This is a genomic window from Streptomyces narbonensis, assembly GCF_014649015.1.
GTDB classification, from domain to species: domain Bacteria; phylum Actinomycetota; class Actinomycetes; order Streptomycetales; family Streptomycetaceae; genus Streptomyces; species Streptomyces narbonensis.
This window is the reverse complement of record NZ_BMSF01000010.1, coordinates 171,302-189,624: the sequence shown is the minus strand read 5'-3', so window position 1 is coordinate 189,624 and position 18,323 is coordinate 171,302. Positions and strand designations below refer to the sequence as shown.

Annotated in this window: 16 protein-coding genes and 1 pseudogene; 9 read left to right on the top strand and 8 right to left on the bottom strand. The window is 73.2% G+C overall.

What is annotated here, in order from left to right:
• Positions 1–324 precede the first annotated feature (324 nt).
• From IE124_RS20780 to IE124_RS20745, 8 genes are all read left to right on the top strand, one after another.
• On the top strand, positions 325–3,360 hold the full coding sequence (locus IE124_RS20780; RefSeq protein ID WP_189509349.1) for a sensor histidine kinase: 3,036 nt from the start codon (positions 325–327) through the stop codon (positions 3,358–3,360).
• On the top strand, positions 3,357–3,848 hold the full coding sequence (locus IE124_RS20775; RefSeq protein WP_189509348.1) for a roadblock/LC7 domain-containing protein: 492 nt from the start codon (positions 3,357–3,359) through the stop codon (positions 3,846–3,848). Before IE124_RS20780 ends, IE124_RS20775 begins: the two co-directional genes overlap by 4 nt.
• A 13-nt stretch (positions 3,849–3,861) precedes the next feature.
• Positions 3,862–4,284 carry a DUF742 domain-containing protein gene (locus tag IE124_RS20770; protein WP_189509346.1) on the top strand — a complete coding sequence of 141 codons (423 nt, stop codon included), beginning with the start codon at positions 3,862–3,864 and terminating at the stop codon, positions 4,282–4,284.
• Complete coding sequence (locus IE124_RS20765) at positions 4,265–4,981, top strand: GTP-binding protein (RefSeq protein WP_189509344.1); 717 nt, start codon at positions 4,265–4,267, stop codon at positions 4,979–4,981. Before IE124_RS20770 ends, IE124_RS20765 begins: the two co-directional genes overlap by 20 nt.
• A gap of 156 nt (positions 4,982–5,137) precedes the next feature.
• Positions 5,138–6,373: a styrene monooxygenase/indole monooxygenase family protein gene (locus tag IE124_RS20760; protein WP_189509343.1), complete on the top strand. Its 1,236-nt coding sequence runs from the start codon at positions 5,138–5,140 to the stop codon at positions 6,371–6,373.
• Between the two features lie 82 nt (positions 6,374–6,455).
• Positions 6,456–6,983, top strand: coding sequence for a DUF6584 family protein (locus tag IE124_RS20755; protein WP_189509342.1), 528 nt, complete (start codon positions 6,456–6,458; stop codon positions 6,981–6,983).
• 87 nt (positions 6,984–7,070) lie between these two features.
• A complete protein-coding gene (locus tag IE124_RS35545) occupies positions 7,071–7,211 on the top strand; it encodes a hypothetical protein (protein WP_189509341.1) in 141 nt (46 codons plus the stop codon).
• An 18-nt stretch (positions 7,212–7,229) separates the two neighbouring features.
• Positions 7,230–7,643, top strand: coding sequence for an MFS transporter (locus tag IE124_RS20745; protein WP_306432419.1), 414 nt, complete (start codon positions 7,230–7,232; stop codon positions 7,641–7,643).
• Between the two features lie 41 nt (positions 7,644–7,684).
• Here IE124_RS20745 and IE124_RS20740 read toward each other — a convergent pair whose 3' ends face one another.
• The 4 genes and pseudogenes from IE124_RS20740 to IE124_RS20725 all read right to left on the bottom strand — a co-directional run bounded on the left by IE124_RS20740 (position 7,685) and on the right by IE124_RS20725 (position 11,477).
• Positions 7,685–9,193, bottom strand: coding sequence for a C40 family peptidase (locus tag IE124_RS20740; RefSeq protein ID WP_189509340.1), 1,509 nt, complete (start codon positions 9,191–9,193; stop codon positions 7,685–7,687).
• A 248-nt stretch (positions 9,194–9,441) separates the two neighbouring features.
• A pseudogene (locus IE124_RS20735) lies at positions 9,442–9,702 on the bottom strand (DUF8847 domain-containing protein); the annotation flags it as partial.
• A gap of 27 nt (positions 9,703–9,729) precedes the next feature.
• A complete protein-coding gene (locus IE124_RS20730) occupies positions 9,730–10,452 on the bottom strand; it encodes a TetR/AcrR family transcriptional regulator (protein WP_189509339.1) in 723 nt (240 codons plus the stop codon).
• Between the two features lie 80 nt (positions 10,453–10,532).
• Positions 10,533–11,477 carry an AurF N-oxygenase family protein gene (locus IE124_RS20725; protein WP_189509338.1) on the bottom strand — a complete coding sequence of 315 codons (945 nt, stop codon included), beginning with the start codon at positions 11,475–11,477 and terminating at the stop codon, positions 10,533–10,535.
• Positions 11,478–11,733: 256 nt separating this feature from the next.
• Here IE124_RS20725 and IE124_RS20720 point away from each other — a divergent pair, with 256 nt between their 5' ends.
• The gene (locus IE124_RS20720; RefSeq protein WP_189509337.1) at positions 11,734–12,843 is read left to right on the top strand and encodes a ferritin-like domain-containing protein; all 1,110 of its coding nucleotides are present in this window, start codon (positions 11,734–11,736) and stop codon (positions 12,841–12,843) included.
• A gap of 222 nt (positions 12,844–13,065) precedes the next feature.
• Here the strand turns inward: IE124_RS20720 and IE124_RS20715 are convergent, their stop codons facing one another.
• The 4 genes from IE124_RS20715 to IE124_RS20700 form a co-directional block, all read right to left on the bottom strand.
• Complete coding sequence (locus IE124_RS20715; RefSeq protein ID WP_189509336.1) at positions 13,066–14,541, bottom strand: penicillin-binding transpeptidase domain-containing protein; 1,476 nt, start codon at positions 14,539–14,541, stop codon at positions 13,066–13,068.
• Positions 14,538–15,935: an FtsW/RodA/SpoVE family cell cycle protein gene (locus tag IE124_RS20710; RefSeq protein ID WP_189509333.1), complete on the bottom strand. Its 1,398-nt coding sequence runs from the start codon at positions 15,933–15,935 to the stop codon at positions 14,538–14,540. Before IE124_RS20710 ends, IE124_RS20715 begins: the two co-directional genes overlap by 4 nt.
• Positions 15,936–16,002: 67 nt before the next feature.
• Positions 16,003–17,472 carry a histidine kinase dimerization/phospho-acceptor domain-containing protein gene (locus tag IE124_RS20705; protein WP_229832640.1) on the bottom strand — a complete coding sequence of 490 codons (1,470 nt, stop codon included), beginning with the start codon at positions 17,470–17,472 and terminating at the stop codon, positions 16,003–16,005.
• The gene (locus IE124_RS20700; protein ID WP_189509332.1) at positions 17,469–18,266 is read right to left on the bottom strand and encodes a hypothetical protein; all 798 of its coding nucleotides are present in this window, start codon (positions 18,264–18,266) and stop codon (positions 17,469–17,471) included. Before IE124_RS20700 ends, IE124_RS20705 begins: the two co-directional genes overlap by 4 nt.
• Positions 18,267–18,323: the final 57 nt, after the last annotated feature.

Here is an 18,323-nt window from a genome sequence, read left to right as displayed (position 1 = left end):
CGGCGCCTCCAAACGGCCGTAAAAGGCCTGTACCAACCGGCCGGAGGCAGCGCGAGAGGCGGAACCGGTACCTCCGTCGAGCTGCGGGCGGGCATCCTGCCAAAGCCCGCGCGGAAGATCCAACCGGGGGCCCGGGGAGGGCCGCGGCACCCGTCCTGGAGAGTTGTTCGCCAACTCATGAGTGTTGTTCACTCGTTCGGGTGGCGGAGCGGCCGATGCGCGTCCCCTTCCCAGAACCGCTGGAATGGTCGGAAGCCGTACCAGGGGTGGGGGCGCTCCACGTGACCGGCCGTCACCTCTGCTTTGTGGGCGGACGAGTCAAGAATGCGAGCACCGGTGGAGAAGAAGCGGCCTCGGAGCAACAACGGCGCGCGGAGCCAGACCCCCGGTGCGGCCCCGACCCCGGTCGGCACCGCCGCGACGCCCCCCGGCGGCCATCCCTCGGAGCCCGCCGCGACGCCCGCCCCGCAGCCCCCGGCCGGGCGCTCCAAGCGCGTCCGCAACCGCCTGGTCGCCGGTGTCGCCCTCGTGGGCGTGACCGTCCTCGTCGCCGGCGCCCCCGCGATCCTCACGGCCTCCTCCGAGCTGACCGACTCCCAGCGCCTGGTCACCCTCGCCGAGCTCGACCGGCAGGCCGTCACCCTCGCGCACTCCCTCGCCGACGAGCGCGACGAGGTCGTCGCCTACATCGCCGCGGGCCGCGACGCGCAGACCGGCTCCGCCAAGGACAAGCGCCAGGTCACCGACACCCGGTCCACCCGAGTCGACCGCCAGATCGACGAGATCCGGCCCGCGGCCGCCACCGAGCTCCGCCGCGACCTCGCCGGCGTCCCCTCCATCCGCCGCGCCGCCCTCACCGGCAAGGGCACGGCCCTGGAGGCCCACAAGGCCTACACGGACGTCATAAGCAAGCTCCAGGCCCTCTCCGACGAGCTGGCCGAGCAGACCCCGCCCCGCGCCGCCGGCAGCGCGCTCACCGAGGCCACCCGCGCCCCCGCCGCCCTCGGCCGCGCCGTCGAACAGGCCTCCGCGACCCGCGGCCTGCTCGTCGCCGCGCTCGCCGTGCCGCAGCCCGAGCCGACCGGCGAGGTCCACTACGACCCCACCACCGGCACCTACGTCCCCGACGTGCCCGAGGGCGCCGACGAGGCAGAGCGCGCCCGCGACGCCCTCACGGCCGCCGCCCAGCTGGCCCGCGTCCGCGAACTGGCCGCCCTCGGCGACTTCGACCAGGCAGCCGGTACCGCCGCCCGCGACGCGATCGCCACGACCGTCACCGGCCCCGACGTCAAGAGCGCCGAGCGCTCGCTCGCCACGCTCACCGACCAGCCCCGGCTGACCGAGGCCGAGCGCGGTACCGACCCGGCCGGCCTGGAGGCCGCGCTGTCCGCCCGTATCGAGCAGATGCGCGGCGTCGAGTCCCGTCTCTCCACCGAGCGGGTCGAGCACTTCGCCGCCCTCCGGGACGACGACGTCACCGCACTCGAACTGCGCCTCGCCTTCCTCGGCGGCTGCCTCGTCCTCGCGATCGGCATCTCCACGTACGTCGCCCGCACCCTCACCCGGCCCCTCGCCGTGCTCCGCATCGGCGCCGCCCGGCTCGCCGCCGCGCCGGAGCCGCACACCGAGGAGCCGGTCCGCTTCACCGGCCGCAACGACGAGTTCGCCCAGGCCGTCCGCTCCCTCAACACCCTGCACGGCAAGCTCGCCGGCCTCGCCGCCCACAGCGCGCGGCTCACCCGCGAGAACACCGAACTCGCCGCCGCCAAGGAGTCTCTCGGCGCGGAGCTCGCCGCCCAGCGCGCCGACCTCCAGGGCCGGGTCGCGCTCCTCACCGCCGACCTGGAACGCCTCAAGGACACCGTCCACCACACCTTCGTCAACCTTTCGCTGCGCAGCCTCGGGCTCGTCGAGCGCCAGCTCGGCGTCATCGAGAAGCTGGAGGAGCGCGAGCAGGACCCGGACCGCCTCGCGACGCTCTTCCGGCTCGACCACCTGGCGACCGTCATGCGCCGCCACAGCGAGAACCTCCTCGTCCTCGCCGGCCACGAGCACGTCCACGGCCACGCCGGGCCAGTCCCGCTGGTCGACGTGCTGCGCGCCGCCGTCAGTGAGATCGAGCGGTACGAGCGGGTCACCATCCAGTCCCTGCCGCCGCACGCCCAGATCGCCGGCTTCGCCGCAGACGACCTGAGCCACCTGATCGCCGAGCTCCTGGAGAACGCCACGTCGTTCTCGCCGCCCGACGCCGAGGTCCAGCTCTCCGGCTGGCTCCTGGAGACCGGCGAGGTCATGCTCTCCGTCCAGGACGCCGGCATCGGCATGACCGGCTCCCGGCTCACCGAGCTCAACGCCCGCCTCGCCGAAGCCGACCCGGACGCCTTCGAGGGCGAGGGCCTCGGCATGCGCGTGACCGCCCTCCTCGCCGCCCGCCACGGGGTCCGCGTCGAACTGCGCGAGCAGAAGCCGGGCGGTATCGCGGCCGTCGTGGTCCTGCCGCTGCCCCTGCTCCCCACGACCCCGCCGACCGTGGTGTCGGAGCCGGTACGGGTGGCGGGCACGGCGCCCACGATCCACCTGCCCGGCTCGGCGGCGGAGGCCAATTCCAACACCCTGCCGTCCCGGAACCGCGACCCGCTGGTGGAGGCCGCGGAGCGCGCGTTCCTCGCGGCGGAGGCTGAAGCGGAAGGCCTGACGGAGGCCCAGGCAGAAGCCCAGGCGGAGGCAGAAGCGGAGCCCGCGCCCGTGGGGGCGCAGGAGCCCGCGGAGACGTACGAGCCGGCGCCCGTAGAGGCGATCGCGCCCGCGGAGGTGTACGAGCCGGCGCCCGTAGCGGCGACCGCGCCCACCGAGGTGTACGAGCCGGCGCCCGTCGAGGCGACCGCGCCCACCGAGGCGTATGAGCCCGTCGGACTCGGGGAGTCCGTCTCCGAGACCACGCTCCAGGTCCGGCTGCCCGACCCGCAGCCCGAGCCGGACACCCACGAGCGCGCCGCCGACGGGGACCCCGTCGCCGCCGCTCCCACCGCACCCCCCGCCGTCCCCGACCCGGTCTCCGACCAGCCGGTTCCCGGACCCCGGGCCGCCCAGTGGGAGCGGGTCACCGACAAGGGACTCCCCAAGCGCACCCCGCAGGTGATCCGCCAGCCCGGTGCCCCCACCGCGCCCCGTAAGGGAGGCGTGGACGCCGAGGCCCTGCGCCGCCGGCTCGGCGGCTTCCACCAGGGGGCCAAGGCCGGACGCCGGGACGTGGAGGCGGAGATCGGGACGGAGACGGACGCGGCGGCACGGATAGCCGCCGCAGGGCCTGCACGTACAGAGGAGATGACGGGGGACACAGTCGAGGAGGCACGCAGTTGACCGCGACGGGAACGTTCGGACTGAGCACGGAGGCCCGCAACCTGCAATGGCTGCTGGGCAATCTCGTGGAGGAGGTACCGGGAGTCCGCTCGGTCGCCGTCGTCTCCTCCGACGGGCTGCTGCTGCTCTCGTCCGACCCGGCCGTGCAGCAGGCCGGCGCGGCCGCCGCCGAGACCGTCCGGCCCGACGGGCCGCGCGGCTCCAGCGCCGACCTGGCCACCATCGTCTCGGGCATCGGCAGCCTCACCATCGGCGCCGCACGGCTGATGGACGGCGGCGGGGTCAAGCAGACCATGGTCGCGATGGAGGACGGCAGCGTCTTCGTGATGTCGATCAGCGACGGCTCGCTGCTCGGCGTGCACGCCACCCCTGACTGCGACATGAGTGTCGTGGCGTACCACATGGCGCTCTTCGTGGGCCGCGCCGGACACGTCCTCACCCCCGAAGTCCGCAGCGAGCTGCGTAAGTCGATGGAGAGCAGCCAGTGAGGGAGAGCACCAAGTGACGTTTGCGTCCGCGGCCTTTCACGCCCACAAACTGCCGGTGCGCGGTGACGGGCGGCGCCCCTCGCGCGTGCGCCCGTACTCGCTGACCGGAGGCCGTACCCGCTTCGGCCACGTCCTGCTCGTCGAGACCTTCGTCGCCGCGCTCGAAGCGGCCCCCGTGCGCAAGGTCCTGACGGACGGCGGGCCCGCCGTCCGCGGCCTGATGCCGGAGATGCGGGCCATCGTCGAGGTCTGCCGCCGCATGCGGACGGTCGCGGAGATCTCGGCGCTGCTGAAGATGCCGTTGGGAGTCGTCCGGGTGCTGCTCAGCGACCTGGCCGACCAGGGAAAGATCCGTGTGTACGGGACCGGTCACGGCACCGGCCAGCCCGACCGCGCGCTCCTCGAAAGGGTGCTGAGTGGACTCCGTCGTCTCTGACGCCACCGCCGTCTCCGAATCACCGGTGGAAGCCCCGGCGGTCGCCGCCGGCATCCCCGCCCAGCCCCAGGCCGGTCCGCACGAACCGGAACGGGAAGCGGAACCGGACGCCGAGGACGGCGCCCAGGACTGGCAGCTCGACCACACCCGGGCCCCGATCGCGACGAAGATCGTGGTCGCGGGCGGCTTCGGCGTCGGCAAGACCACCTTCGTCCGTGCGGTCTCGGAGATCACCCCGCTGCAGACCGAGGCGCTGATGACCCGGGCGAGCGAGGACACCGACGACCTCACGTCCACCCCGGACAAGCTCACCACCACGGTCGCGATGGACTTCGGCCGGATCACCCTCGACAACGACCTCGTGCTGTACGTCTTCGGTACGCCGGGGCAGCAGCGCTTCTGGTTCATGTGGGACGACCTGGTGCGCGGGGCGATCGGGGCGATAGTGCTCGCCGACACGCGCCGGCTGACCGACTGCTTCCCGGCCCTGGACTACTTCGAGAGCTGCGGCCTCCCGTACATCGTGGCCGTCAACCACTTCGAGGGCACCGAACGCTTCGAGCCGGAGGACGTCAGGGAGGCGCTGACGGTCTCCCCGGACGTGCCGGTGGTGATCATGGACGCGCGCAAGCGCTACAGCGTCGTCGAGACCCTGCTCTCCATGGTCGCGCACGCCCTGGAAGCCTCCCCCGAATAGCCGGCCGGCCGACGAGCCAGACTGCCGAAGAGCCAAACAACCGAAGAGTCTAACAACCGAACAGCCGAACAGCTGAACAACCGAATAGCCGAACAGCGAACAGCCGAACAGCGAACAGCCCGTACCGTCGCAGCACCAGTCGCAGGAGCACCACCCATGCGGAAGATACTCATAGTCGGCGCCGGCCAGTCCGGTCTGCAGCTCGCCCTCGGACTTCAGACGCAGGGGTACGAGGTCACCCTGATGTCGAACCGGACGGCGGACGAGATCCGCTCCGGGCGGGTCATGTCCACGCAGTGCATGTTCGACACGGCCCTCCGGCACGAGCGCGACCTCGGCCTCAACTTCTGGGAGTCCCAGGCCCCCAGGACCGAGGGCCTCGGCGTCTCCGTCGCCACCCCCGACTCGGCTCGCGCGATCGACTGGGTCGGCAGGCTCGACGGCTACGCGCAGTCCGTCGACCAGCGCGTGAAGATGGCCGGCTGGATGGAGACCTTCGCCCAGCGCGGCGGCCAGCTCGTCATACACGGCGCGGCGGTGAGCGACCTCGACTACTTCTCCCGCAACTACGACCTGGTGCTGGTCGCCGCGGGCAAGGGCGAGCTGGTCTCCATGTTCGGCCGGGACGCGTCCCGCTCGCCGTACGCGGAGCCGCAGCGGGCGCTCGCCGTGGCGTACGTCCACGGCCTCGGCCCGCGCCCCGAGCACCCGGACTTCGACGCGGTCCGCTGCAACCTGGTCCCGGGTGTCGGCGAGCTCTTCGTCATGCCCACCCTGACGACCGGCGGCCGTGCCGACATCCTCTTCTGGGAGGGTGTCCCCGGCGGCCCGGTCGACGTCTTCCAGGGCATCAAGGACCCCTCCGAGCACCTGGCGCTGACGCTGGAGCTGATGGAGAAGTTCACGCCGTGGGAGTACGCGCGTGCCACCAAGGTCGAGCTGACCGACGCGGGCGGCACCCTCGCCGGCCGGTACGCGCCGACCGTCCGCCACCCCGTAGGCAGGCTCCCCGGGGGCGGGCTCGTCCTCGGTGTCGCCGACGTCGTCGTCGCCAACGACCCGATCACGGGGCAGGGTTCCAACTCGGCGTCCAAGTGCGCCGCCGCGTACCTCGCGGCCATCGTCGAGCACGGCGACAAGCCCTTCGACGAGACCTGGATGCAGGCCACCTTCGACCGCTACTGGGAGACCGCGCAGCACGTCACCAAGTGGACGAACGCGATGCTGGGCGTCCCTCCGGAGCACGTCCTGAACCTGATCGGCGCAGCGGGCGAACTCCAGCCGGTCGCCGACCGCTTCGCGAACGGCTTCGACAACCCGGCCGACTTCGAGAACTTCTTCTTCGACCCGGAGAAGACGAACGCGTACCTGGCCGAGGTCGCCGGAGCCTGACGAGGCTCCGACCCGCGTTCGAACGGTTTCGGCCAGCGAAATCCGGTCGATTCGCGGCGCCAGGGTGTTCGATGATGGGGGCATGCCCCTCTCGAACACCCTGGTCCGCGTGGACGCGGACCTGGCCGCCGGCCGCGTGCCGATGGCGCGCCAGCGCCTGCGCGGCCTCGTCTCGTCCTTCCCGCACGACCTGACCGTCCGCCGCCGCCTCGCCGAGGTGTACCGGCTGTACGGCGACGCCGCCGAGGCGGGGCGCTGGATGTACCTCGAAGAGGACCGGGACGCGGACGAGACGGCAGCCTTCGAGGAGCGGTACGGCTCCCCCGGGTGGCGCATGAAGGCCCTTGCCTGGCGTGGCCCCGAGGCGCTGGCCGGCACGGCGCTCGCCGAGGAGCGGCTCGTCGCGGTGCGGGCCGCCTGTGCGGAGGAGCTGGGACACCCGGTCGACTGGGACGACCCGGCCACCTACGACGAGGACGCGGACGGGGAGTACGAGGCGCCCGACGAGCCGTGGACCGTCGGCGGGGTGCTCGCGGGTGTCGGCTGCGCCGTGGGCGTCATCGCCTTCGTGACGGTGTGGGTCCTGGGCGTCATCTCGCTCTTCGACTGAGCCGTCCCGGCGCGTGCGGCCTCCGCCCGCCGGACCGCCCGGGGCGAGTCGATGCCCCGGCTCGCCCGGACCTGGAGTCCGACGACGATGACCGTGTTCGCGAGCATCGCGCCCGAGACCAGCCAGTGCGGCGCGGTCGTGGCCCCGACCAGCCACAGCGGGACGGCGACCGTGAGCACCTTGAACTGGATGGCCATGACGCCGTCGAGCGCGGTGAGCAGGAGGTAGGGCCGGTCCCGCAGGGCGATCGGCCGTCTCGCGGACCGGCACGGAGCGCGCGGCGTCTACACGGCGACCCTGGTCGTCCAGGCGGTGGCCACGGCGGGTTTCGTCCTCGCGGACGGCTTCTGGCCCTTCGTCGTCGCCGTCTCGACGGCCACCGGGGCCAAGGCCGCCGGGCTGGCCGCCCGCGCCCCGCTGATCCGGCACCACGGCGGGGACCGGCCCCAGGAGTTCCGCTCCTATCTGCGGGCCGTGACCAACGTCGGCATCTCCCTCGGGGCGCTGCTCGCGGGCTGGGCCGTCCAGGTCGGCACCCTGGACGCGTACCGGATCCTGGTCGTCGGCAACGCCCTCGCGTTCGCGGCCGCCGCGGTAGTCCTCGTCGCCCTGCCGCCCGTCGCGCCCTCGCCCGCCGCCGGAGGGCCCCGCTCTTCGTGATTATTACGAGCGAGAGCAAGAGGCTTGCGGGCAGGGGTAGTTCACGAGAGATGGTCGTACCCCTCGTCGCCCCCGGCCGTGGCCCCCGCCGGAAGCTCCGGCGGCGCGTACGTCTCCAGGGCCTCCCCGCCCGGATCGGGCCGGACCGCCCCGAGCAGCGGGTTCGCCGCGACGGGGGAGACCTTCACCTTCCCGCCGGGCCGCGGCGCCTGCACCACCAGGCCCTCGCCGAGATAGAGCGCCACATGGGTCGCGCCCGGGAAGTAGACCACCAGGTCGCCCGGCCGGAGTTCGGACAGCGGCACCCGGGGCAGCTGCTCCCACTGCTCCTGGCTGGTCCGGGGAAGCTCGCTCCCCGCCGCCGCCCACGCCTGCTGGGTCAGCCCCGAGCAGTCGTACGACTCCGGGCCCTCGGCCCCCCACACGTACGGCTTGCCGATCTGGCCGATCGCGAACCGCAAGGCCGCCGCGCCCGCCCGGGACGGGGTGCGGGGGCCGTCCAGGACGCCCGAGTCGAGCAGCTCGCGTTGGGCGCCCGCGGTCTGGACGCGCTCCAGCTCGGTGAGCCGGGCGAGCTGATCGGGGGAGAGGGAGGCGAGCAGCTTCTCGACCTCGCGCAGCTTCGCCGTCACGTCGTCGCGCCGGACGCGCTGCGCGGCGGCGAGGGACTGCTGCCGGTCGAGGGCCTTGCGGGACGCGCTCGCCAGCGCGCCGGCCCGGCGCTCGGCCCCTTCGAGCCGCGAGAGGGTGCCGGCCCGGTCGCGGGCCGCGCGTGCGAGCAGTCGCCCCTGGTCCAGGGCCGACTGGGGGTCCTCGGCGAAGAGGGCCTGGAGGGAGGAGGGGAACGAGGTGAACGCTGCCCTGCCCTGGTACTGCTCCCTGGCGAGTCGCCCGGCCTCGGCCCGTCCCCGGGCGAGCTCGGTCCGGGCGGTGGTGAGCCGGGCCGTGACCCTCTTGGTGTCGGCGGCCTGGAGTTTGAGGGCCTCGTCGGCGGCGTTGTACCGCTCGGTGGCCTCCTCGGTGCGCTGGTAGAGCGTCCGTAGCCGGGTGAGGAGCGCGGTGACGGAGTCGCCGCCGGGCGGGGGGAGAGCGGCGGCGTCGTCGTCGGTGGGGTCGGTGGGGTCGGTGGGGTCGGTGGGGTGGAGAGGGGCGGTGGGGTCGGCGGGATCGACCTGCGCGTCGGGCGGGTCGAGAGTCGGATCGGCCTGGTCGGCCGGACCGACCAGATCAGCCCCGGCCTCCGAGTCCGCCGGATCGACCGGATCGACCGGATCGGTGGGATCGACCGGCTCCGTCACCGATCCCGCCCCGGCTCCCGGATTCACCGGATCGGTGGGATCGACCGGCTCCGTCACCGATCCCGCCCCGGCCTCCGGATCCACCGGGCCGACCGGTTCCGCCGCAGGGTCCGCCCAGGCGATCGGGGCCTCCGCCGAGGGTTCCGCGGGCGGGTCTGTCGGCCCCGCTCCCGCCGCCGTGACCACCCCCGTGAGGGCCGTCGCCGCGGCCAGCGCTCCCGTGCAGACCGTACGCAGCAGCCTTCGCGACACGTCACCACCTCCACGGGGATGATGACGCGTCACTTCATCTGATTACCGTACGAATGGGGAGTCGTTCGGCGTGCTCACTCGTTCGGCGCAGTACCTGTCGGCCCGGCACCTGTCGGCCCGGCGTCCGTGGGCCCGGCACCCGTCGGTCCGGCGTCCGTGGGCCCGGCACCTGTCGGCCCGGCGTCCGTGGGCCCGGCACCCGTCGGCCCGGCGTCCGTGGGCCGCGTCCCACCACCCGCCCCACCGCCCGGCTTGGACCACGGCCATTTCAGCTCGCGCCGCTCGCGGCCCTCGGGGGCGTACTCGTAGACCCAGCCGCGCTGGATGCCGAGCCGCTTCGTGTGACCGGCGGCCTCGCGTCGGTACGCGTGCAGCATCGGCGGGCGTCCGTCATGGGCCGGGACCGGCACCTCGTACCACTTCGGCGGGTGCCCGGTCGGGCCGAGCAGGATCGGCAGGACCCGGCCGTCGAGGGGGCCGCCGCGGAAGGGCGTGTTCTCGCTTCTCACCCCTCCAGTCTCTCCCGCCGCCCCGGTTCACAGCAGGTGGGCCGCCTCGCCCACGACGGGGATCACCTTGCGGGCGAGTGCCGCGACCGGCCCCTCGGGGGTCTCCTGTGCGAGGAGCCGCCCGACGACCGCCGCCGTCTCCCCGTCGCTGGCGGTGGTCGCGGCGAGGAGGGCGACGAGATGGTCGACCAGCCACTCCCGGAGTTCGCGCGCCGGGGGCTGCTTCCCCTCGTCGAGCCAGATGAGCGAGGCGGCCTCCACGGCCGCGATCCACGTCCGCACCAGCATGGAGAGCCGGGGGCCCGGCCGCTCGGCGCCGAGGTGGACGAGGATCTGCTCGGCCGCGGCCCGCCGGACCTCGTCCACGATCGCGCTGGTCCGGGAGGTCTCGGCGACGCTGCCGCCCCGCAGCAGGGCGCTGAACCCGGCGTCGTGCTCGTCGACGAACGTCAGATACCGGTCGAGCACCCGGCCGAGCCGCTCGGTCGGCGCCCCGACGGGCGGTTCGCTGAAGCAGCGGTTCAGGGCGTCGGCCGAGGAGCGCAGGGCGGCCTCGTACAGCTGCTGCTTGCCGCCGGGGAAGTAGCGGTAGACGAGGGGCCGCGAGACGCCGGCCGCCTCGGCGACGTCGTCGAGCGAGACGTCCTCGGGCGTCCGGTGGGCGAAGAGCCCCAGGGCGGCGTCGAGCAGCTGCCCGCGCCGCTCCTCGACACTGAGCCTGCGGTACGCGGGGGTGGCGGCGCCTGTCATGCCCGCAGCGTATCCGCGGAACGGGCCGGTCAGGCGGCCGGTCCGGAACCGGCGACGGCCGGGAGCGTGCCCCGCCCCCGTCAGGCGAGGAGCCCCGAGGACCGCCACAGACGGCGCCCCGCGCCCCGCAGCACCCCGATGTCGTCGAGGAAGTCCGTCAGACGCTTCGCGCCGGACTGCATGACCTCCCTCCGGTGCCCGCTCGCCCTCACCTGCGCCACGGCCTCGCGCCGGTCCAGGCCCACGGCCTCGTACACCGCGGGGTTGACGAAGCAGGTGGAGAAGACGCGGGCCGCCTCCCCGCAGCTCAGCCGGGTGAACTCCTGCTCCCAGCGTGGCGCGGTCATCATCTGGCGGCGCAGCTCCTCCCGGGCGTACCGGACGTGCCGGGCCTCCTCCACCACGTGGATCCGGGTCACCCCGCGGACGAGGGTCTGCACCCGCTCGTCCGGGAAGGTCAGCCGCTGCATCCAGTCGAGGATCTCCTCGCCGAGGAGGGTGGAGGCGAAGGAGCCGGGCGTCGTGGAGACGGTCTTCAGGAGGCGTGCCAGATTGTGGTAGAGCCTGGGCACCGGGTACGCGGGGGTGCCGCCCTGCTGGATCAGCCGGGCGAACATCATCGAGTGCCGGCACTCGTCGGCGATCTCGGTGAGCGCGTAGCGGACGTGATGGCTGGTCAGGGACTTGTCGTAGATGTGCCGGACGAGCAGCTGCATCAGGATGATCTCGAACCAGATGCCGAGCGAGGCGAGCGAGGCCGCCTCGTGGCGGGAGAGCGCGATCCGCTGCTCCTCGGACATCCGGCGCCACAGCGGGGTGTCGTAGAGGGAGACGAGCTCGGGCGGCCAGAACCACTTGCCGTCCTCGAAGGGCGCATCCCAGTCGAGCTCGGTGTCGGGGTCGTACGAGTGCTTGCGGGAGGACTCCAGGAGCCGTTCGGCGACCTGCTCACGGTCGCGCAGCGGCCCCAGGGCGTCCCGGAGGAGGCTGAAGTCGGGACCGGGGGACTCGCGGAAGGGGGTCATGCGGACGCACCTCGCTGTGGTCGCCGTGGCGTTACGTTACCGGGGGTCACCAGCTATCAGACTGCTCGTCAGCAAGCCCGTCAATCCCTCGCGCGCGACTTGTTGACGATCCGTCTACCACCGTGTGAGCCTGGCCGGAGAACGCCCGCGAAGGTCTCGCGCGAAGGGCTCGTACGAGAGACCGAGACCTGCATGAGGGCCTTGCTCGAAGGACTCGCACCACGGGAACGGCCATCCGACCCCCAAGGAGGCGTCAGTGTCGACGCGCGACCTCTACACCACGGCCCCGTCCACCCCGACCTGGCAGGTGCCCGCGGCCGGCGCCGCCCGGTTCTCCTGGGAGTACGAGGACGGCCGCGAGCGCCTCCTCGCCCTCTACCAGAAGGGCAAGGACAAGCAGTGGGACGGCGCCACCCGCATCGACTGGGACCTCGACGTCGACCCGTACGACCCGCTCGGCACTCCCGACGAGGTCCTCAACCTCTACGGCACCCGCCACTGGGCGAAGATGACCGAGAAGGACAAGGGCGACCTGCGCCGGCACTACTCCTCCTGGCAGTTCAGCCAGTTCCTCCACGGCGAGCAGGGCGCCATGATCTGCGCCGCCCGGATCGTCGAGTCCGTCCCCGACCTGGACGCCAAGTTCTACTCGGCCACCCAGACCATGGACGAGGCCCGGCACGCCGAGATCTACGGCCGCTTCCTCCACGAGAAGATCGGGATGCTCTACCCGATCAACGACAACCTCAAGGGCCTCCTCGACGACACCCTGCGCGACTCCCGCTGGGACATGCCCTACCTCGGCATGCAGGTCCTCATCGAGGGTCTCGCCCTCGCCGCCTTCGGCATGATCCGCGACACCACCGACAAGCCGCTGCCCAAGCAGATACTCGCGTACGTGATGCAGGACGAGGCCCGGCACGTGGCCTTCGGTCGGATGGCCCTGCGCGACTACTACCGACAGCTGTCGGACGCGGAGCTCCGGGAGCGCGAGGAGTTCGTGATCGAGGGCTGCTACCTGATGCGCGACCGGCTGCGCGGCGTCGAGGTCCTGGAGAACTTCGGCATCCCCAAGCGGGAGGCGGAGGAGCTCAGCGAGCAGAGCGAGTTCCTGCACCTCTTCCGCAAGCTCCTCTTCAGCCGGATCGTCCCCTGCGTGAAGGACATCGGCCTCTGGGGAGAGCGGCTTCAGAAGGCCTACCTCGACATGGGCGTCTTCGACCTCGGCGACTCCAACCTGGATCTGCTGATGACCCAGGACGAGGAGATGGCGGAGCGGCTCGACGCGGAGCGCTTCGCGGCGGAGGAGCGGGCGCGGGTCGCGGAGGTGGCGGAGGCGATCGCGGAGGGGGCGGCGCCGGAGTAGGCGGACGCGTCGCCCATGGCATCGGAGTGGGCCGTCCGCCCCTCACGGGCGGCACCGGAGCAGGGCGCCCAGGGGAAAGGGCGCACCCCGTCCTCCTACCCCCCGTCCTCCTGCCCCCCCGTCCTCCTGCCCCCCCGTCCTCCTACCCCCCGTCCTCCTGCCCCCCGTCCTCCTGCCCCCCCGTCCCCCTCCCCCCCCCCGCCCTTCTACCTCCTCCGCCCCCTACCCCCGCGCCTCCGCCTCCAGCCGCAGCGCCTCCTCCATCACCCGCCGGGCGATCGGCGCCGCGCTGCCGCCACCGCTGATGTCCGTACGGGACGCCTCGGCGTCCTCGACGACGACCGCCACCGCGACCGCCGGCTGGGCCGAGCCTTCCGCCTGCGCCCAGGCGATGAACCAGGCGTACGGGGTGCCCGTGTTGCCGAAGCCGTGCTGCGCGGTGCCGGTCTTGCCGCCGACCACGGCCCCCGGGATCGCCGCGTTCGTGCCCGTGCCCTCCTCGACCGCCTTCACCATGAGCCGCTGGAGCCGGATCGCCGTCGAGGGGTTCATCGCCTGGCGGTAGGTGCGCCGGCCCGTGCGGTCCACCGTCGTCCCCCCGGAGGTCGTGGTGCGGTCGACGAGGTACGGCTGGGCGATCTCCCCGTTGTTCGCCACGGCCGCCGCTACCAGCGCCATCTGGAGCGGGGTCGCCGTCGTGTCGAACTGTCCGATCGACGACAGCGCCAGCTGGTCCGGGCTCATCGCCCGGTCGAAGTTGGACTTCGCGACCCAGGAAGGCACCCGCAGCCCCTTGTCGTTGAAGCCGAACCTCTCCACCGCGTCGACCATCCCCGTCAGCCCGACCTCCACCCCGAGCCCGGCCATCACCGTGTTGCACGACCACTGGATCGCGTACGCGAGGGAGGCGTCCGCGCAGCCCTTCGCCTCGTTCGGCAGCACCTGCCGGGTGCCCGGGAGGACGAAGGGGTCCGGGGTGTCGGTCGGCGCGTCCACGTCCCGCACCACCCCCGCGTCCAGGGCCGCCGCGGCCGTCACGATCTTGAAGGTGGACCCCGGGGGGTACGTCGAGCGCAGCGCCCGGTTCAGCATCGGCTGGCTCGGCGAGGAGTTGAGCCGCTTCCAGGAGTCCTTGACCTTCCCGCCCGTCCCGGAGAGGACCCCGGGGTCGTACGAGGGCGAGCTGACGAGCGCCAGGATCCGGCCGCTCGACGGCTCGATCGCCACGACCGCGCCCCGCTTCCCGTCGAGCCCCCGGTAGGCCGCCTCCTGCATGGGCGCGCGGACCGTCGTCACGACGTCGCCACCGGGCTGCCGCCCCCGGGTGAGGTCGTTCCAGAGGGGGAGGGGCGCGAGCATCGGATCGGTCCCGGCGAGGACGGGGTCCTCGGCGTGCTCGACGAGCGTCGTGCCGTACGTCTGGGAGGCGTAGCCGGTCACCGGCGCGTACAACGGGCCCTGCCGGTAGGTCCGTTCCCAGCGCAGCTGCTGTCCGCTGTCCCGGGAGCCGGTCACCGGCTTCCCGTCGACGACGATCTCGCCGCGCGGCTTCGCGTACCGGTCGATGGCGATCCGCCGGTTGGCCGGGTTGTCGTCGAGCTCCCCGGACTCGAACACCATCACGCGGGCCGCGTTGACGAGGAGGGCGGCGAGGAGGACGAGACAGAGGGCGGCGGCCCGCCGGATGTACCGGATCACGGGGCGCCCTCCCGGAAGCGCGTGTCCTCCCTGACCGGGGCGAGGGTCCCGGTGTCGGCGGAGTCCGGCTGCGGCGCGCGGGCCGAGTCGCTGACCCGGATGAGGAGCGCCACGATCACCCAGTTGGTGACCACCGAAGAACCTCCCTGGGCCAGGAACGGCATCGCCATGCCGGTCAGCGGGATCAGCCCCATCACCCCGCCGGCGATCACGAAGACCTGGAGCGCCACGATCGAGGCGAGCCCGATCGCGAGCAGCCGCCCGAAGGGGTCGCGCAGCGAGAGGCCGGCGCGGTAGCCGCGGGCGACGAGGAGCGCGTACAGCAGGAAGAGGGCGGTGAGGCCGACGAGCCCGAGCTCCTCGCCCGCCGTCGCCAGGATGAAGTCCGACTTCACGGCGAATCCGATGAGGACGGAATGGCCGAGACCGAGCCCCGTGCCGAGCATCCCGCCGGCGGCGAAGGCGAAGAGCGACTGCGCGAGCTGCCCCGGTCCCTCGCCCGCCCGGATCGAGGCGAAGGGGTCGAGCCAGTCCTCCACCCTGCTGTGCACGTGCGGTTCGAGCGAGCCGACGAGGAAGGCCCCGGCGGAGGCCAGCACCAGCCCGACCGCGATCCAGCCGGTCCGGCCGGTCGCCACGTACAGCATGATCACGAAGAGGCCGAAGAAGAGCAGCGAGGTGCCGAGGTCCCGCTCCAGGACGAGGACGCCGACGCTCAGCAGCCAGATCGCCACGATCGGCCCGAGCACCCGGCCCGCGGGGAACTGGAACTTCCAGATCCGGCGGCCGGTGTACGCGAGGGCGTTGCGGTTGGCGGCGAGGTAGGAGGCGAAGAAGACGGCGAGCAGGATCTTCGCGAACTCGCCGGGCTGGAAGGAGAGCCCGCCGATCCTGATCCAGATCTTGGCGCCGTTCACGGCGGGGAAGAAGATCGGCAGGATCATCAGGGCGAGCGCGGCGGCCACGGAGACGTACGCGTACCCCTGGAGCGCACGGTGGTCGCGCAGCAGCAGGACGACCACGATGAAGAGCGCGACCCCGAGCGTCGACCAGACGAGCTGCGTCGCCGCCGCCTGGTCGTTCGGCGTCTCCAGGTCGAGGCGGTAGATCAGCACCAGGCCGAGGCCGTTGAGCAGGACCGCGATCGGCAGCAGCAGCGGATCGGCGTACGGGGCGCGGAAGCGGACCGCGAGATGGGCGACGAGCGCGAGCAGTCCGAGTCCGGCGCCGTAGCGGACGGCGTCCGGCGGCACGGCGCCGCTGCGGGCGAGGCCGACGGCGGCGTAGCCGGAGACGGAGATGAGGACGGCGCAGACGAGGAGGGAGAGTTCCACGCCGCGGCGCTTCGGGATGCGTACCCCGGGCGGGGGAGCGTCCGTGCGCGGAGTGGTCATGGTCCGCAACGTAGCAAGCGGTATGCCCTATGTCCCTTTTGTGTGACGGTGTGCCGTGCGGTGCCGTTCAGTCCTCCGGTACGGGGTCGGCGAGGCGCACGTACTCGGGCAGCCGCAGCCGGGCGACCGCACCCCCGCCGCCTTCCGCCCCCCGGCCGCCGTCCGCCCCCCGGCCGCGATCCTCACCCCGGCCGCCGTCCGCCCCCCGGCCGCGATCCTCACCCCGGCCGCCTTCCGTGACCCGGCCGCGATCCTCACCCCGGCCGCGATCCTCACCCCGGCCGCGATCCTCACCCCGGCCGGGCTCCTCACCCCGGCCGTCCTCCGTGCCCTCGGCGTTCGCGAAGACGAGTTCCGCGCCGATCACCTCCGCCTGCCCCACGGCGATCGTCAGCCCGAGGCCGTGCCCCTTGCCCCCGTGCTCGGTACGGAACCGCTGCGGCCCCGAGGCCAGCAGGTACGCGGGATAGCCGGGTCCGTGGTCCCGCACGGTCACCGTCGGCCCGTCGACCGTCACCACCACCGGAGGGGCCCCGTGCTTGTGCGCGTTGGCGATCAGATTGCCGAGGACCCGTTCGAGCCGCCGCCGGTCCGTCTCCACCGTGACGTCCCGGACGACCCGCACCTCCGTCGGCGTGCCCGAGGCGCGGACGACCCGCGCGGCGAGCGGACCGAGCTCGTGCACCGCGAGGTCCACGGCCTCGTTGCGGGCGTCGAGCCGGGAGATCTCCAGGAGGTCCTCGGTGAGGTCGCGCATGGCCTTCACCCGGTCCTGGACGAGCTCCGAGGGCCGCCCGTCCGGCAGCAGCTCGGCGGCGGCCGAGAGCCCGGTCAGCGGGGTCCGCAGCTCGTGCGCCACATCGGCGGTGAACCGCTGCTCGCTCTGCAGTTTCCGCTGGAGCGAGGAGGCCATCGTGTCAAGCGCCCCGGAGACCGTCGCCACCTCGTCCTGGGGCCGCGAAGGGTCCTCGGTACGGGGGTCGTGGACGCGCGCGTCCAGGTCCCCGGCGCTGATCCGGCGGGCCACCTGGGCGGTGAGGTGCAGCCGGCGCGTGACCCGGGTGACGGCGAAGGCGCCGACGAGCAGCGTCGCGCCGATCGCGAGGACGGACGAGCCGAGGATCGACCGGTCCAGCGCGTCGATCGTCTCCGCGCTCTGCGTGTAGTCGAAGCGGATGGCGAGCGCGCGGCCGTCCGCGGGGCCCGCCGCCCACATCGTCGGCCGGCCCTCGTGGTTCGCGACCATCGTGCCGTGCTCGCCCCGCTCGGCGAGCGCCCGCAGCGAGGCCGGGAGCCCCTCCGGGTCGATGCCGGAGAACCGGGGGAGCGGCTCGCCCGCCTCGTAGAGACGGGTGACCTCGGTGAGCCGGGTGAGGGCCTTCTCGCGGGCGTCGTGCACGGTCTGGCCGGTCACCGAGACGTGGACGAGGACGCCGAGGAGCGCGGCGAGGGCGCAGCACATCACCGCGATGAAGACGGCGGCCTTCCAGGTGAGGGTCGCGGTCCAGGCGGGCAGCCGGAGCCGGGGAGCCCTCACAGGCCGGGCTCCAGGGAGAGCGGGGCGGGGGTGGGTGCGGGGACGGGTGGCACGGCCCCCGACGCGGGCGTGGGCGTCGGGCTCACCAGGCGGGGTGCGGGCGGCACGGGGGACGCCGCCCCTGTGCCGGGCGGCTTCACCCGGATGATCTCGTCCCGGGTGGGCAGCATGCTGTGCTGCTGCTCGTCCCAGGACCAGGCGGTGCGGTACTCGTACCCGGGGATGCCGGCCGAGCTCACCCGCATGATCAGGTCCCGGCCGGCCAGCTCCACGCTGATGACCTGGTCGACGGTGGACATGATCCGGGTGAGCCCGCCGTTCTCGGCGAGGTAGACGCGCACCCCGACCTGCTGGTCGGGCATCCGGATCCCGACGATCAGCTCGTCCCGGCCGTTGCCGGTGAGGTCGCGGTAGTACGGCTGCAGGACGGGGCACCCGGCGGGCTTCGTGCCGCAGGCCTCGATCGCCCGGGCGGTCTCCTCGTACAGGCCGTCGGCGCCGGAGTACGTGTCGGGGTGCGCGCGCACCTCGGCGAGGACGACGGCGGCGGGGGTGACGGAGTGGACGTCGTTGTCCGGCACCTTCACGCCCGGGACGCGCTGGGTGTCCGACTCGCCGTAGTCGATCGGCGGGTCGGTGGCGGGCGGCAGCTCGGGCCAGAGCCGTACGGGCCCGACGGCGGTGGACGTGGGCCCCGCGCTCTTGAGCCCGCCCTCGCCGCTGCCGCAGCCCGTGAGGAGGAGGGCGCACAGCAGGCCGAGGGCGGCGACGAGCTGCACGTGGTGCGGTCTCACACGGCTCCTCGGGGCGGGCGGCGGTACGGCGGGGCGGTTCCGACCGGTCTGTCCGGT

Excerpts from the sequence above, each read along its gene's own strand:
- IE124_RS20780 (WP_189509349.1), top strand. The coding sequence starts at position 325 with ATGCGAGCACCGGTGGAGAAGAAGCGGCCTCGGAGCAACAACGGCGCG.
- IE124_RS20760 (WP_189509343.1), top strand. The coding sequence starts at position 5,138 with ATGCGGAAGATACTCATAGTCGGCGCCGGCCAGTCCGGTCTGCAGCTC.
- IE124_RS20755 (WP_189509342.1), top strand. The coding sequence starts at position 6,456 with ATGCCCCTCTCGAACACCCTGGTCCGCGTGGACGCGGACCTGGCCGCC.
- IE124_RS35545 (WP_189509341.1), top strand. The coding sequence starts at position 7,071 with ATGACCGTGTTCGCGAGCATCGCGCCCGAGACCAGCCAGTGCGGCGCG.
- IE124_RS20730 (WP_189509339.1), bottom strand. The coding sequence starts at position 10,452 with ATGACAGGCGCCGCCACCCCCGCGTACCGCAGGCTCAGTGTCGAGGAG.
- IE124_RS20725 (WP_189509338.1), bottom strand. The coding sequence starts at position 11,477 with ATGACCCCCTTCCGCGAGTCCCCCGGTCCCGACTTCAGCCTCCTCCGG.
- IE124_RS20710 (WP_189509333.1), bottom strand. The coding sequence starts at position 15,935 with ATGACCACTCCGCGCACGGACGCTCCCCCGCCCGGGGTACGCATCCCG.